General features: G+C 48.2%; 14 protein-coding genes. 10 read left to right on the top strand and 4 right to left on the bottom strand.

The genetic code is table 11. The features are described from left to right. Positions 1-52: 52 nt before the first annotated feature. The 4 genes from GC178_07855 to GC178_07840 all read left to right on the top strand — a co-directional run bounded on the left by GC178_07855 (position 53) and on the right by GC178_07840 (position 5,216). On the top strand, positions 53-1,966 hold the full coding sequence (locus GC178_07855; GenBank protein ID MBI1287480.1) for a potassium transporter TrkA: 1,914 nt from the start codon (positions 53-55) through the stop codon (positions 1,964-1,966). A 122-nt stretch (positions 1,967-2,088) separates the two neighbouring features. After that, positions 2,089-2,664, top strand: a complete 576-nt coding sequence (locus tag GC178_07850; GenBank protein ID MBI1287479.1) for a hypothetical protein — start codon at positions 2,089-2,091, stop codon at positions 2,662-2,664. A gap of 68 nt (positions 2,665-2,732) precedes the next feature. Next, positions 2,733-4,592 (top strand): CocE/NonD family hydrolase, encoded by a 1,860-nt coding sequence (locus GC178_07845; GenBank protein ID MBI1287478.1) that lies wholly within the window; start codon positions 2,733-2,735, stop codon positions 4,590-4,592. A gap of 42 nt (positions 4,593-4,634) precedes the next feature. Next, a complete protein-coding gene (locus GC178_07840; protein MBI1287477.1) occupies positions 4,635-5,216 on the top strand; it encodes a tRNA 2-methylthio-N6-isopentenyl adenosine(37) hydroxylase MiaE in 582 nt (193 codons plus the stop codon). 2 nt (positions 5,217-5,218) lie between these two features. Here GC178_07840 and GC178_07835 read toward each other — a convergent pair whose 3' ends face one another. The 3 genes from GC178_07835 to GC178_07825 all read right to left on the bottom strand — a co-directional run bounded on the left by GC178_07835 (position 5,219) and on the right by GC178_07825 (position 7,897). Next, complete coding sequence (locus GC178_07835; GenBank protein ID MBI1287476.1) at positions 5,219-5,917, bottom strand: hypothetical protein; 699 nt, start codon at positions 5,915-5,917, stop codon at positions 5,219-5,221. Between the two features lie 131 nt (positions 5,918-6,048). After that, positions 6,049-6,453: an acyl-CoA thioesterase gene (locus GC178_07830; GenBank protein ID MBI1287475.1), complete on the bottom strand. Its 405-nt coding sequence runs from the start codon at positions 6,451-6,453 to the stop codon at positions 6,049-6,051. A 169-nt stretch (positions 6,454-6,622) separates the two neighbouring features. Next, entirely contained in the window at positions 6,623-7,897 is a 1,275-nt protein-coding gene (locus GC178_07825) for an aminotransferase class I/II-fold pyridoxal phosphate-dependent enzyme (GenBank protein ID MBI1287474.1), read from the bottom strand. Between the two features lie 237 nt (positions 7,898-8,134). Here GC178_07825 and GC178_07820 point away from each other — a divergent pair, with 237 nt between their 5' ends. Further along, positions 8,135-9,082 (top strand): DUF561 domain-containing protein, encoded by a 948-nt coding sequence (locus tag GC178_07820; GenBank protein ID MBI1287473.1) that lies wholly within the window; start codon positions 8,135-8,137, stop codon positions 9,080-9,082. Between the two features lie 63 nt (positions 9,083-9,145). Further along, a complete protein-coding gene (locus GC178_07815; protein MBI1287472.1) occupies positions 9,146-10,099 on the top strand; it encodes an aldo/keto reductase in 954 nt (317 codons plus the stop codon). Positions 10,100-10,170: 71 nt separating this feature from the next. On the opposite strand, the gene GC178_07810 is transcribed toward GC178_07815, so the two are convergent. Then, complete coding sequence (locus tag GC178_07810) at positions 10,171-10,830, bottom strand: hypothetical protein (GenBank protein ID MBI1287471.1); 660 nt, start codon at positions 10,828-10,830, stop codon at positions 10,171-10,173. A 95-nt stretch (positions 10,831-10,925) separates the two neighbouring features. On the opposite strand from GC178_07810, the gene gldF reads away from it, so the two are divergent. From gldF to dnaN, 4 genes are all read left to right on the top strand, one after another. After that, complete coding sequence (gldF, locus tag GC178_07805; GenBank protein MBI1287470.1) at positions 10,926-11,657, top strand: gliding motility-associated ABC transporter permease subunit GldF; 732 nt, start codon at positions 10,926-10,928, stop codon at positions 11,655-11,657. Continuing rightward, complete coding sequence (gldG, locus tag GC178_07800) at positions 11,654-13,372, top strand: gliding motility-associated ABC transporter substrate-binding protein GldG (protein ID MBI1287469.1); 1,719 nt, start codon at positions 11,654-11,656, stop codon at positions 13,370-13,372. The genes gldF and gldG overlap by 4 nt, the downstream gene beginning before the upstream one ends. Then, a complete protein-coding gene (locus GC178_07795) occupies positions 13,373-14,404 on the top strand; it encodes a DUF4340 domain-containing protein (protein MBI1287468.1) in 1,032 nt (343 codons plus the stop codon). Between the two features lie 75 nt (positions 14,405-14,479). Then, positions 14,480-15,601: a DNA polymerase III subunit beta gene (gene dnaN, locus GC178_07790; protein ID MBI1287467.1), complete on the top strand. Its 1,122-nt coding sequence runs from the start codon at positions 14,480-14,482 to the stop codon at positions 15,599-15,601. The last annotated feature ends 31 nt before the right edge of the window (positions 15,602-15,632 follow it).

Genomic DNA, 15,632 nt, shown 5'->3' with positions numbered 1-15,632 from the left:
AATTATCATCTCTTGCCGATTCGCGTTTCTTTTAGCATCTTACACACGCTCCATGATCAAAGAAACCATCATATTCTTGGCGGCCTTTCTGCTGATTTCCATTTCAGCAAATCGGATAGCGAAACTGTTCCAAAAGATCGGCCTTCCGTTCATAACGGGAGTGCTTTTCGTAGGTATTCTATCTGGTCCGTTTGTACTCAAAATGTTTCCGAAGGATGGCCACTTGAGCCTCAGTTTCATCAACGAAATGGCGTTGGCCTTCATTGCCTTTGCCGCAGGTTCTGAGCTTTACCTGAAAGAACTTCGAACGCGGTTGGGCCAGATCTCCCTCATCACCGTTGGCCAGCTGCTGGTCACTTTTCTTCTCAGTGCAAGTGTTGTTTATTTTCTGGCGGAGCGTATTCCGTTCATGGGTACGCTCTCAAACGGGCAAAGAATGGCCATTGCTATTTTAATGGGAACCATTTTCGTGGCGCGATCGCCCTCATCAGCCATCGCGGTCATTAACGAACTGAGAGCGAAAGGCCCATTTACCCAAACGGCTTTGGGGGTCACGGTGATCATTGATGTGTTGGTGGTCATTCTGTTCGCTATCGCTTTTGCCCTGTCCAAATCGTTGGTGAACAATGATGAGATGGGAATCGGGTTTGCTGTTCGTCTGGCAATGGAACAGCTCATTTCTTTCGGGATCGGTTATGCGTTGGGAAAACTGTTGGCCTTGCTGTTCTCTACCAGACTCAACAGAAGGCTGAAGTCCGTTTTACTTCTTGGCATCGGCTACTCGGTTTACGTTTTCTCACACATCATCAGGAAATATTCCTTGTCTCATTTAGGGCATGAGGTATTTATCGAGCCGCTGCTCATCTGCATCATTGCCAGCTTTGTAGTGGCCAATTTCTCAAAGTATCGGCTTGATTTCCATGCGGTGATCGAAGAGGTCGGGCCGTATGTGTATGTGGGATTCTTTACGCTCACGGGGCTTTCCCTCTCATTCGACAGACTAATTTCTGTTTGGGAGATCGCTGTGGTGCTGTTTGCCGTCCGTCTGGGCAGCATCATTATCGGCAGCTTGGTTGGGGGCGCTTTGGCGCGAGATTCCTGGAAGTTCAATCTTCTTGGTTGGATGCCGTACGTTACCCAAGCGGGTGTCGGCATCGGTCTGGCAACCATTGTGGCCGTGGAGTTCACCCAATGGGGCGAAGAATTTCTGACGCTCGTCATCGGTGTCATTGTCATCAACCAAGTGATCGGTCCTCCGTTGTTCAAATGGGCCATCAAGTATGTAAAAGAAGATCACCTGAAGGCGCAGGACTCAGATGGCAACGAGGTACGGGATGCCATCATTTTCGGCTACGAAACACAGGCGGTGTCGTTGGCAAAACAGCTTAAGAACAGCGGTTGGGACGTTAAAATTGCTACGCTTACCGCAGAAGAGACCGAAATTTCGGGGATTCCAGTCGTGAAGATCAACGCCATTGAAAAAGAGGAATTGAACCGCATCGAGTGCGAAAAGGCCAATACGGTGGTCACGCTGCTTTCTGACGAACAAAGCCTTGCGCTGTGCGAGATCGCCTATGAGAACATGGGCACCAGAAACTTTATTGTCCGCCTCAATGAGCGGGAAAACTTCGAGAAGTTTCATGAGCTTGGCGCGCGCATTGTAGAACCGAACACGGCCATGGTCGGATTGCTCGATCATTTTGTCCGTTCGCCCAAGGCCACTTCATTGCTTCTTGGTATGGAGCCTGACCAAGACTCATTGGACATCGAAGTTACAAGCCCCGAAATACATGGTATGGCGCTGCGCGATCTGCGCTTTCCGTCAGATGTACTTATTCTTTCGGTCAACAGAAATGGAAGCGCTTTGGTGTCTCACGGCTTCACAAGGCTGCGCATCGGAGATATAGTGACCGTAGTTGGTTCCATCAATAGTTTGGACAAGGTGCGACTGAAACTCGACTCTTGACAACATGCCGCATTCTTGCATCTGAATTGTTCCTTTTCTGTTTTTGATCTTTTTAAGAGATTGCCTTTGTCAAAGCAAAGTCGATTCACGTTCTTTGCCCGACTAAACCCAATAAACAAAGGATGAAAAATCTATTACTTGTACTTGTACTTGTTGCTTCTGGAGTTTCTGCGATGGCGCAGAATATCGGATACGCAGATATCAACGCGATTCTTTCTGTGATGCCAGAGAATGAGAAGATCAACGAAGACCTTCAGATATACGCCACAGGACTTCAGAAACGACTGGAAGACTCTAAAACACAATTGGATGCCATTGTAGCCGAGTTCAATAAGGTGCTGGCCGCTGGAGATACGGCTAAGGCGTTGGAATACCAGAAAAAAGGGTTGGAGTTGGACAAGGAGCTTCAGAAGGCTTCTGCGGCAGCTGAACAGCAACTTGCTCAGAAAAGAGGTGAACTGCTTCAACCAGTACTTCAGCGAATCCGTGGAGCCATGGAAGTTGTGGCCAAGAAAAAAGGCTTTGAGTACGTGATGAACTCAGTAGATGGTTCGGGAACATCGATCCTGCTTTGGGGACCAGAAGGTCACGACATCACACGTGCAGTAGTTGATGAACTGGGAATCAAACTGGAGAATCCGAACGGAGGTGATCAGCAAGCTGCGCCAATGCAAGATTCAGGCAAGAAGAAAAAATAATCTTAACCCAAGGTTAAACCTTCAAACCGCTTTCGTTTCAAACGGAGGCGGTTTTTTATTTTCGATGTATGCGATCTTTCTTCTTTGTCCTTTTTCTGTTCCCTGTCGTGATAAATGCTCAGCCATTGCAGCCGCAGGAGGTTCAAATTCCGATGCGAGACAGCGAAGACCTTGCGGCTGATGTTTACGTGCCTGCCAATTGCAGCAGTTGCCCGACCATTCTCATCCAAACACCTTACTGGAAAAACTGGTTCAGATATAATCTACCATTGAATGTGGAAACAGACATTGACAACAGCCCTTATGCTTTTGTGGTGGTGGATTGGCGCGGTTTCTATGGTTCATCTGGCGCATTGAACGGACAACCGAACCGTGGCGAGGATGGCTACGACTGCGTGGAATGGATCGCGCAGCAAAGTTGGAGCAACGGAAAAGTGGGAACGTGGGGGCCAAGCGCCTTGGGTGTCATCCAATTTCAAACCGCCAAGGAACATCCTCCGCATCTGACCTGTTGCGTTCCTCTTGTAGCCGCTCCCCAGTTCTATTACGAGGATTACTTCCCTGGCGGTGTTTACAGAACAGAATATGTGGAGCAATTGGATGCATTGGGGTATGGCCTTTCAGGAATCCTGTTGTCGAACCCTTACTACAATTTGGTTTGGCAAGGAGCCGAAAGCGGTTCCTGGTATCCGAGTGAGTTGGATGTTCCTTTCTACATGATCGGAGGATGGTTTGACCATAACATACGTGACATGTGGAATATCTTTCCTGCCATGGTTCAGAGCGAGTCGACCGATGTTGACCACAAAATCCTGTTCGGGCCATGGACACATGGCGGTCATGGAACCGCAGCACCCGGAACAGCACAGCAGGGCGATCTTAGCTTCCCTTCCGCGGCAGGAGTGGAAACGGACAAGGCCGTGGCATTCTTCGCATATCACTTACTGGAACAGCAGAACGGCTGGCAGAATGAACCCCGCATCCATTATTTCCAGATGGGAATGGACGAATGGTTTGACGCTTCGGAATGGCCGCCCATTTCGCAGACCGTGAACTATTACTTGGGTTCAACATCAGACATTGGCACTACGCTTGGTTCAAGCGGAACGGCACCGTACTTCACCGATCCTGCCGACCCTTCTCCCACGGTTGGTGGACCAACGTTGAAAGCCGATCTGTTGCAGGGTCCGTACGATATTTCCAGCACCGTTGAATCGCGCTTTGATTACGCTCTTTTTGAAACGGATGTGCTAACGGAAGACCTTTCGGTTCAAGGTCGGATCAATGTGAAATTGTTTGTGAGCACCGACCAATTGGATGGTGACGTGGCCATTCGTCTCACCGATGTTTTCCCAAACAATGAGAGCATTATCATGCGAGATGGCATTCAGAGATTACGGTTCAGAAATGGGTTTTCGCATAATGATGAAGCGTTCTGTTCCACTGGAGAAGTGTATGAGGTGAACATCGAGTTGGAGGATATTGCTCATACATTTTTGACGGGACACAAGATCCGATTGCTGGTAACAGGTGCCAACTATCCACGTTTTGATGTGAATCTGAACAACGGTCAGCAGATGTACACCGCTGGAGATACGATCATGTCTGGTTCCAATGTGCATTTCGGAACGGATCATCCATCACGTTTGGAATTGCCCGTAGTGATGAATGTTTCGGTGGATGAAGCGAACGGAACCAATTTCAGCATCTACCCGAACCCAGCAACAGATGCAGTTTGGTTGGAAATGCAAAAAGCGACCACGGCCAATGTGCGGTTATTCAATACACTTGGTGAAACCGTTGGCCAGTTCAATGTTCAAGGCTCAAGGCATAAGATCGATGTGAGTGGGCTGAAACAAGGGGTTTATCTCTTGGAAGTGGAAACGCCTGATGGCGTGACAAACGTCAGCCGATTTGTAAAGCTCTGAGGACTAACTTTGAACTCAGAACTTCAAACTTTGAACTAAGCCATGCTCGGACTTAAACTACCGACCGACCCGCGTTGGGTGAATATTGCGGAAAAGAACATTGAAGAGATTCTGACCGATCATGCTTACTGCGAACAGAAAGCCGCTTCGAGTGCCATTTCATTCATCATTCTTTACCCAGAGAAAACGGAACTGGTAGAGGCCATGGCCGCTTTGAGCCGTGAAGAAATGGAGCATTTTCAAATGGTGCATGAACGCATTATTGGCAGAGGACTGACCTTAGGCCGACCTCGCAAGGATGAATATGTAAAACAGATAGCCGATTTCTTTAGCAAGAACGTAAGCCGAGAACAGCGTTTGGTTCAAGACCTGATGATCGCTGCATTGATCGAAGCGCGTAGCTGTGAACGTTTCCGCGTGCTATCTGAGAACATTGAAGACAAGGAACTGGCCGAATTCTATCGTAACCTGATGGTTAGCGAGGCCAACCATTATACCATGTTCCTCAAATTTGCCCGACAATATGGTGGCCGCGAAAAGGTAGATGAGCAATGGAACGCACTACTAACGTTTGAGGCCGAAGTGATGAGAAATCTCGGCAAAGAGGAAAAGATTCACGGTTAGGCTTACCACCTTGCGTTCCACCAAAGACTGGTTTGATCTAACAAATCATTCAGCACGGTAAGTAGGTCATTTCCCTCAGCAATCCAAGCGTTCCAGTTCCTCTCCAATAAATCGAAGAGATCTTTGTCCTTTGATCTTAGGAAGTTCTCCAATTCACGGTGGGCGGCATCATATTTTGGTTTTCGATTATCCTTCACTTCATAAAAACAACGGAAGAAACAGGAAATGGAGCGGTTTCCCTCAAATATTGGATTATCGAATGATTCATTGATTCTCTGCATCAAAAATTGCACATCAGGTTTATTATCCCGAGTAAAACTCTCTGGTGAAAACCCTAATTCAATGAAGATTGGAAACATTCGTTGATGAGCAAAGACGTTAATGATTTCACTATTCAATGACCTGTAATTGAATAAATAATAAACGAAATCATCTTTTTTATCCGCAGCACCCATTGCTTTGACATATTGAAACCCATTTAACATCAAAGAAGCATGCAAAAGCTCATGAGTAAAGCCCTCAATCTGCCGATCTGAAAAATCATAGCGGAACTTTACAGCGTTGCTTTTTGACGGAATCGGTTCAAACTCCCATCCACCCTTTGATTTTTCAAATTCCACTTCGAGACAATCAAAAACCGAATTGAACAGCTCTCGATTCCTGTCATCCACAAAGTTTTTCTCAATCTCAGACCGCTCCATAGAACACAATTAATTCTGACGAAAACTCCGCTCGCTCAACCGCTATATAGCAAGAAAGCCTGAAAGACTTCTCGATACGATTTTCTCCTCCGTCAAAAATCACTCGAAGTGACCCGTAGAGGAGTTTGGCTTTACCCTTCCATCGCAGCCTTCCAATCTTCTGGAATTGGAACTGAAGTGTTCTTCTGGTAGTCGAACGCAACAATGATGTTGGTGCCTTTGGCCGTTGGGCGTTCCCCTTTCTTGTCTGTTTTGGTAATGAGGCATTCGAGCACCACGCTCTTCCCTCCTATTTTACCAGCGCGCATGTATACTTTCACCTTGTCGCCCAAGAAAACAGGTTCGAGGTAATCGATGGAAACGTGAGCGAGGATGAAACCGACCTTGGTCCAGTCGATGGTAGGCAGCACGGCATCTGTAAACGCCATCCGCCCCAATTCCATCCAACTCAGATAAACTGCGTTGTTCACATGTCCAAGCGCATCGGTGTCTCTAAATCTTACCTGCGCCTCTACCGTTGCTTGAAATTCTTCCATTTGGTTTTGTTTGACTTTTGACCCCCTCCCCGCTTCGCGGTACTCCCCCTTTCAAGGGGGAGAGCTGGTGCGCTGATCAAACGTTTGCTCGAAGCGCACTCCCCTCCTGCAAAGAGCCTGCCCTGAGCTTGTCGAAGGGAGGGGTTGGGGGTGGTCCATTATTCCATTCTTAGCTTGCAAAGAGCGGTCGTCCGCTCATGAGTTCGTTTACCTGTGTTTTTACTTCCGCGATGACCGCTTCATTTTCATGGTTCGTGATCACGCGATCCATCAGGTCAACAATCGTTTTCACCTCTTGTTCTTTCAGACCGCGAGTTGTGATGGCTGGAGTTCCGACACGGATTCCTGAAGTGATCATCGGTGGCTGCTCATCAAACGGAACCATGTTCTTATTCACTGTAATTTCCGCCTTGCCAAGTGCAGCATCAGCTTCTTTTCCTGTTACATTCTTGGAACGCAGGTCGATGAGCATGCTGTGGTTATCCGTTCCGCCTGAAATGATCTTGTAACCACGGTCAACGAACTCGGAAGCCATCACTTTGGCATTCTTCACCATCTGCACGCAGTATTCGAGGTATTCGTCTGTCAAAGCCTCCCCGAAAGCAACTGCCTTGGCCGCGATCACATGCTCCAACGGACCGCCCTGCATGCCAGGGAAAACAGCGCTGTTCAGAATCATACTCATTTTCTTCACAGTGCCTTTTTGGGTGGTCAATCCCCACGGATTTTCGAAGTTCTTACCCACCATGATCATCCCACCGCGTGGGCCACGAAGGGTTTTGTGTGTGGTGGTGGTGACGATGTGGCAATCTTCCATTGGATCGGTAAGCAGGCCACGGGCAATTAACCCTGACGGGTGAGATATATCGGCCATCAGCAATGCACCAACCTCGTCAGCGATCTCGCGCATACGCTTGTAGTTCCAATCGCGGCTGTAAGCCGAAGCACCCGCAATGATGAGTTTGGGTTTGACCTCCTTCGCGGTCTTTTCCATGATGTCATAATCCACGGTTCCCGTTTCGCGGTTCACTCCGTAGAAATGTGCATTGTACAGAATGCCGCTGTAGTTGACAGGCGAACCATGCGTGAGGTGGCCGCCATGCGAAAGGTCGAAGCCAAGGATGTTGTCACCAGGTTTTAGACATGCCAACGCCACGGCCGCATTTGCCGAAGCACCTGAATGCGGCTGCACGTTCACAAACTCGCAGTTGAAAAGCTGCTTGGCACGTTCGCGGGCAAGGTCTTCCACCTGATCTACGAACTCACAACCACCGTAGTAGCGCGCACCTGGAAGTCCTTCTGCATACTTGTTGGTAAGCACAGAGCCTTGTGCTTCCATCACCTGTGGACTCACAAAATTCTCGGAGGCAATAAGCTCAACGCCTTCCAATTGGCGGTGCTTTTCCTGATCGATCAGATCAAATATCGCTGTATCTCGCTGCATATCTTTGAGTTTGGTCTGCGATCAAAAGTACCCAGCGAGATAGAAATGCGAAGCAATTCCTTGAAGGTTTTTGAACAAAGGTTTGAACATGGAATAGCCACGGAAACACAACTTGTCCCGATGTTTTCGGGAGATTTCCACAGAAGTTTTCACTGAAAAATTCTTTTGTTCAGTGCTTTCTGTGTTTCTGTGGCCAAAAACATGTTTCTTCAACTTTTTGATTCAAAAGGGTGCTTCATGAACAACAGAATTACAGAGCTTTTCAACATAAACTATCCGATCATACAAGCAGGTATGATCTGGTGCAGCGGCTGGCGATTGGCAAGTGCCGTGAGCAACGCTGGCGGATTGGGAATCATCGGTTCGGGATCGATGTACCCTGATGTTCTGAGAGAACATGTGCAGAAATGCAAAGCTGCCACGGATAAACCTTTTGCTGTGAACATTCCGCTGCTTTATCCAGACATCGACAAGCACATTGAAACCATCATTGAGGAGAAAGTACCGATCGTATTCTCTTCGGCTGGAAGCCCTAAAAAGTGGACCCCACTTTTGAAAGAGAACGGAATAAAAGTGGTGCATGTGGTTGCAAGTTCTATCCTTGCCAAGAAGGTGGAAGATGCGGGCTGCGATGCCGTTGTGGCAGAAGGTTTCGAGGCTGGCGGACACAACGGTCGTGAAGAAACCACTACGATGTGTCTTATTCCACAGGTTGTGGATGCTGTGGATATACCTGTCATCGCGGCAGGCGGCATTGGAACTGGCAAAACCATGGCAGCGGCTTTTGCTTTGGGCGCAGAAGGCGTGCAGATCGGAAGTCGGTTTGTGGCTTCGTATGAAAGTTCGGGACATGAATATTTCAAACAGGCCGTGATCAATGCCAAGGAAGGCGATACCAAGCTGAGCATGAAAAAATTGGTTCCTGTGCGTTTGCTGAAAAACCGATTCTTTGAAGAGGTGAAAGCATTGGAAGACCGCGGGGCGGAAGGCGGAGAACTGCTTGAACTGCTTGGAAGAGCCCGCGCCAAAAAAGGAATGTTTGAAGGCAACTTGGATGAAGGCGAACTGGAGATCGGACAGATATCGGCCTATATCGATGCGATGAAACCTGCGGGCGAAATCGTAGCAGAAATTGTAGAAGAATTCAACCGAACCTGCGAACAATTAGGGAGCCTTCGGCTTTAGACATAGAAAGCTTATAAATCGGTAAGGGCGTATGGCGATACGCCCCTACAACAAAATTTGACCATGAAACAACTGACATTCAGAAACGGAGACAAACTCGACATTCTCGGACTGGGAACTTGGAAATCAAAACCTGGTGAGGTTTATCAGGCCATCCGCTCAGCTATCAACATCGGTTACCGCCACTTTGATTGTGCGTTCATTTATATGAATGAGAAAGAAATTGGGCAGGCGTTTGCCGATGCTTTTGCCGCTGGCGATGTGAAGCGTGAGGATGTTTGGATCACTTCCAAGCTTTGGAACAATTCTCACCGAAAAGAGGATGTTCTTCCCGCGCTGAAAAAGACGCTTTCTGACCTGCAATTGGATTACCTCGACCTCTACCTGGTGCATTGGCCGCATGTGTTCAAGAAGGATTTCATGGGAGCTACTAAGGCTGAAGAAACATGGTCAACCGCTGAGGTTCCGCACATTGAAACATGGAGCGAAATGGAAGCGGCCGTGGAACTCGGATTGGCGAAACACATTGGTGTCTGCAACTTCAACAAGCACAAGTTGGGCAACCTGATCGACAAAGCGACCATCAAACCCGAAATGAACCAAGTGGAATTGCATCCGATGCTTCAACAGAACGACCTGCTGGAATTCTGCAAGGAGAATCACGTTCACGTCACCGCTTATTCGCCACTCGGTTCGCCCGATAGAAGTGCAGGCATGAAAGCCTCAGACGAACCCAATCTGTTCGAGCATCCCGTAATTAAGGAATTGGCGGGCAAGCACAATTGTACCGAGGCGCAGATAATGATCGCGTGGGCCATGGAACGCGGAACGGCTGTTATTCCGAAATCGGTGAATGAAGGCAGACAGCTTCAGAACTTCCGATCCACAGAGATCCATCTATCTGAAGATGACATGCAACTGATGGCCTCAGCCGATACGGGTTACCGATACGTGAAGGGCCAGTTCTGGGCATTTGAGGGAACGGAATATTCGATGGATTGGCTGTGGAATAGGTAGCGTTCAGTCTATAGTCCACGGTTCATTGACCATGCAACCCTTTCGAATTTCAGATTTCGTACTTCGAATTTCTATTTGGAGGGAATATTCCACTTGATGGAAGTGCCGTTGAACTCCAACTGCTCCCAGATTTTTCTCTCGTTCTTCTTCCAATGGCTTTTGTGAACACCCAGCATCACCGCATCGAATATCATCAAAAAGCCACCTTGCATAATCAGTGAGTAACCAATGCCCTTCATCAGGTTATCAACCTTGGTGCTGTAACGGTTTCCGAATTCCTGTAGGAATACTCCCGAACCGATGTACAAACCATCAGCCGCAAGATTGATAGCATAAAGTGTTTCCTGCTGGCGTTGCAATTTGAACGTGCCAGGAATATCATACTCCATCCTGAGTCGCTTGCGAGCGCCCAGGTACGCAGGAATAGCAATTCCCAAGTTCACCACATTCCAGTAGGCATTCATCTGATGGAAATAGAACATCTGCGAACCCTTTTGGCTCGTTAACGCACCAGCGGTTCCGACTATGATGTTGCCTGCCGCCCAACTCCCCAACGCGATCATACCATTGCGCGAATGCGTGTTCAACTCGCGGTTGTACTGATTGAAAACCTCCATGTCCTGAGCTTGCGCTTGAAGGAAAGAGGAGAAAAGGAAAAACGATAAAAAATATTTCTGCATGAGCTTAAAGTTAGGCAAGAATGACTCCAAGGCCACAAGTACGTTTTTCATTTTTCCGTTTTTCGTTTCACCGAGCTTTGAACAGTAATAATCCTTCAATGTTTCGCGTTGACGCGTCTTGCACGAACCGTTAACTTCGCGCACCAATGTGGGCACTGCTTAAAAAAGAGATCAACAGCTTTCTCAACTCACTTATCGGGTACATCGTCATCTGCGTGTTCCTGTTGTTCGTTGGGCTGTTCATGTGGGTTTTGCCTACCGATGCCAACGTTATTGACAACGGTTATGCCGACCTGAGCACCCTTTTTACCGTAGCGCCTTGGGTATTCCTTTTCCTTATTCCCGCTATCACCATGCGCAGTTTTGCGGATGAGAAAAGCAGCGGAACGATTGAGCTTTTGCATACACGTCCGCTCAGCGATCTGAGCATCATCCTCGCCAAATATTTTGGTGGATTGTTCCTCGTGATCTTCTCGCTGCTGCCAACACTCGTGTATTTCATGTCGGTTTACCAACTTGGAAACCCGATCGGAAACATCGATACAGGAAGTGTTTGGGGTTCATATATCGGACTACTTCTGCTCGGTGCGGCATTTGTGAGCATCGGCATTTTCAGCTCCGCAATCAGCAACAACCAGATCGTCAGTTTCATTCTGGCAGTTTTCCTCAGTTGGGGATTATGGATCGGATTGGAAACGGTGGGCTCCTTCCAGTTCCTTGGAACGTGGGACCATGTTTTGCTGAGTATCGGTATCAACAGCCACTATAGCAGTTTGAGCCGTGGAGTAATTGATACGCGCGATGTGGTTTATCTCATCAGCCTTATTGCTGTTTTCATTGCGCTTACGCGAACCGTTCTGGAAAGTAGAAAGTGGTGAGAAAGACGATGTTGCGCGATATGATCCAATTGGTGACGGTTATCGGAATCGTCATTGCGCTGAATGTGCTGAGCGGGTTCTTCTTTACCCGTTTCGACCTCACTTCTGAGAAACGCTACACGCTTTCTGACACATCCAAGGAACTTTTGGAGAACATGGATGATGTCATCTACTTGAAAGTGTATCTGGATGGTGAGTTGCCTGCCGGTTTCCGCAGGTTGCGCGACCGGACCCGCGAAATGTTGGATGAGTTCCGAGCGTACTCCAATAACAATATCGAGTACGAATTCATCAATCCTGCCGATCAGCCAGATGAGAAAAGTCGCAACGAACTTTACCGCCAATTGGCAAAAGAAGGGTTGATGCCCACCAACATCCAAATAAAAACGGAAGACGGTGCCGAGCAGAAACTCATCTTCCCAGGGGCAATTATGACCTACCGCGGTAAGCAGGCCGCATTGCAATTGCTGAAAAGCCAGATGGGTGCGCTGCCTGAGGAAATGCTGAACAACTCGGTGGAAGATCTGGAATATGAGATCACCAACGGCATCCGCAAACTCACGGCATCGCATGCCGATGCCATCGGTTTTATTGAAGGCCACGGAGAATTGAACGAACGCCAAGTGGCCGATATGGCCAAGTCACTTTCGGAGTATTACCGCTTGGAACGCGTGAAGATCGATGGCAAACTGAACAGCTTGGTGAGCCGAAGCGAAGGCGACAGCGGAGTGCTCATCTTCCCGAAATACAAGGCCATCGTTATTGCCAAACCTGACAGTACATTTTCGGAAGAAGACAAATTCATGATCGACCAATACGTAATGTATGGAGGCCGTGTTCTGTGGCTGGTTGAGCCTGTTTTCTGCAACATGGACAGTCTGCGTTATTCGCCATCTACGCTTGCCGTACCAATAACTGTAAATCTGGAAGACATGCTTTTCAAGTATGGCGTTCGGGTGAACACCGACCTGATTCAGGATGCAAGATGCTCAAGTATTCCCGGACCCGCGGGTTATGTGGGAAATCAGTTGCAATGGGCGCTGCAACCGTGGGTTTTCTTCCCGATCACTGTTCCAGACAGCGACCATCCCATCGTGAGGAATTTGAACGGCATCAAACTCGAATTTGCTTCAAGTTTGGATACGGTGGGCGGAAAAGGCATCAAGAAAACGGTGCTTTTGCGAACCTCCGAACGCTCGCGGGCATTGCGAACACCAGCTCAGGTAAGTTTGGATGTAATGGTTCAGGAACCTACACCAGAAGAGTTCAACCGACCGCACATGCCGGTAGCCGTTCTGCTGGAAGGCAAGTTTGAAAGTGTTTTCAAGAACCGATTGACAAGAATCATTAAGGAAAGCGGTGAGATCAAATACCGAGAGGAAGGAAAACGGACAAAGATGGTGGTGGTGAGCGATGGCGACATCATCAGCAACCCGATAAACCCGGATGGAACGTATTTGCCCTGCGGATTCGACAGATACACAAGCCAACAGTTCGGCAACAAGAAATTCCTGCTCAACGCGGTGAATTATCTATGCGATGACGTGAACCTGACCACCATCCGATCGCGTGCGCTGGAAATCCGTTTGCTCGACAGGAAAAAAGCGGAGGCCGAACGTACCAAATGGCAGATCATCAATATTGCCATTCCTATCGGGCTCATTATTCTATTTGGGCTGATCAATGCCTACCTCCGCAAAAAACGTTACGCCTAAATGAAAAAGAACCTCATTGGACTGCTCATTCTGTTGGTACTCGGAGCCATCGCCTTCTACGTTTATCAGGAACGCGGTTCCGGAACCATCAAACCCGAATTGCATGACTTTGCGGTGGAAGACACTTCGGCCGTGACCAAGATCTTCTTGGCTGACAAGAACGGACAAACGGTGCTTTTGGAACGCAAAAACGACCACGAATGGACTGTGAACCGTGACCACAAGGCACGGAAAGATGCCATTGATGTATTGCTGAAAACCATCAAGCGAGTGGAGATGAAAACTCCGGTTTCGAGCACGGCCCATGACAATATTGTGCGGTTGCTGGCCGGAAAATCCATCAAAGTGGAGATCTATAAAGGCGAGGAAAAAGTGAAAACCTACTATGTGGGAGATGCCACAGATGACAACCAAGGCACGTACATGCTTATAGAAGGTTCGCGAACGCCTTTCATCTGTCACATTCCGGGGTTTTACGGTTATCTGACCGGACGCTACATGACGCGTGCTTGGGAATGGCGCGACACCGAGATATTCAAATACCGACTTTCGGAGATCGCAGATATCAAAGTTGAATTTCATCAAGAACCTGAACGGTCATTCCGAATCACCCATTCGCCCGATCGGGTAGTACAGCTTTACCGACTTTTCCCGAAGGAGGAATTGGTGGATAAAATGGATACCATCTTCGTGAAACGGTATATGCTCAACTACAGCAACGTACGCTTCGAAGGGATTCAACCTTACGATGCTGCGCGGGTTGACAGCATCGTTCATTCACCCAAATATTTCACCATTACGGTGAAAGACATTAACGGAGAAACGCACTCGGTGACATCCTATCGGCTTCCTCCCAACCCTGGCGATGTGGATCCCGAAGGAAATCTGTACGAATGGGATCCGGACCGTATGCATGGCGTGGTGAACGGAGATGAAAGCGAGATCATGCTGATCCAGTATTTCACTTTTGACCGTTTGACCGTGAACATCAGCGACCTTCAGACCGATCCAAAACTGCGCAGGGACAACTAATTGATAGTTTTCAACAGTTAAATGTCCTAAGAAACGCATTCGTCTATATTTGTACCCCATTCGAAAAAAGCACAGATGAAATTCATTGTATCCAGTCAGTTGCTGCTAAAGAATCTGCAGGCGATAAGTGGCGTTGTAAGCACCAGCAATACGCTACCGATTCTCGATAATTTCCTATTCGATATTGCTGAAAGCAAATTGACCATTTCGGGTTCTGACCTTGAAACCACGATGACCACCAGTTTGGAGGTCACTTCGAAGGAAACCGGACAGGTGGCCATTCCTGCACGTATCCTTTTGGATCTTTTGAAGAGCTTCCCTGACACGCCTCTCACCTTCTCGGTGAACAAGGACACGCACGCGGTCCGGTTCACATCAGAATATGGAGAATACAACGTGGCAGGATTGAACGGTGAAGAGTTCCCGAAAGCTCCTGAGTTGGAAGCTTCGGCTTCTACTGTCGTTCCATCAGATCTGTTGGCGCGCGCCATCAGCAAAACCATCTTTGCTGCTGGAAACGATGAGCTCCGCCCGGTGATGTCCGGAGTTTATTTCGAATTGAGTCCAGAGAGCGTGACCTTCGTTTCTACCGATGCGCACAAATTGGTAAAGTATGGCAGAACGGATGCAAAAGCAGATGCTGGCGCAAGCTTCATCATGCCTAAAAAGCCATTGAATCTGCTGAAGAACGTGCTTGCCACAGAGGAGGCCGATGTAACCATCGAATACAACGATACCAATGCAAAATTCAGCTTTGGCGATGTGACCTTGGTGTGCCGACTGATCGATGGCCGTTACCCGAACTATGAGGCGGTTATCCCGAAAGAAAACCCGAACGTATTGACTGTGAATCGGGGTCAGTTCCTGAACTCGGTGAAGCGTGTTTCTTACTTCTCGAACAAAACAACACACCAAGTGCGTTTGAAGATAGCCGGAAGCGAATTGCATGTTTCTGCCGAAGACCCCGATTTCTCGAACAATGCTGATGAGCGATTGACATGCAATTACAAAGGCGATGATATGTCCATTGGTTTCAACTCACGTTTTCTGATGGAAATGTTGAGCAACCTGGAAACAGATGAGATTGTGTTGGAAATGAGCGAGCCTAACCGTGCTGGAATTCTTCTTCCTGCCGAAACAGTGGTTGAAGGTGAGCAGGTTTTGATGCTGGTGATGCCAGTAATGCTCAACAACTGATACAGAGAAACTTTTGATCTGAAAGGCGTTC

The sequence above is a fragment of the Flavobacteriales bacterium genome, from assembly GCA_016124845.1.
Lineage (GTDB): Bacteria > Bacteroidota > Bacteroidia > UBA10329 > UBA10329 > UBA10329.
The sequence above is the reverse complement of the archived record's forward strand: the minus strand, read 5'-3'. Positions and strand labels throughout refer to the sequence as shown.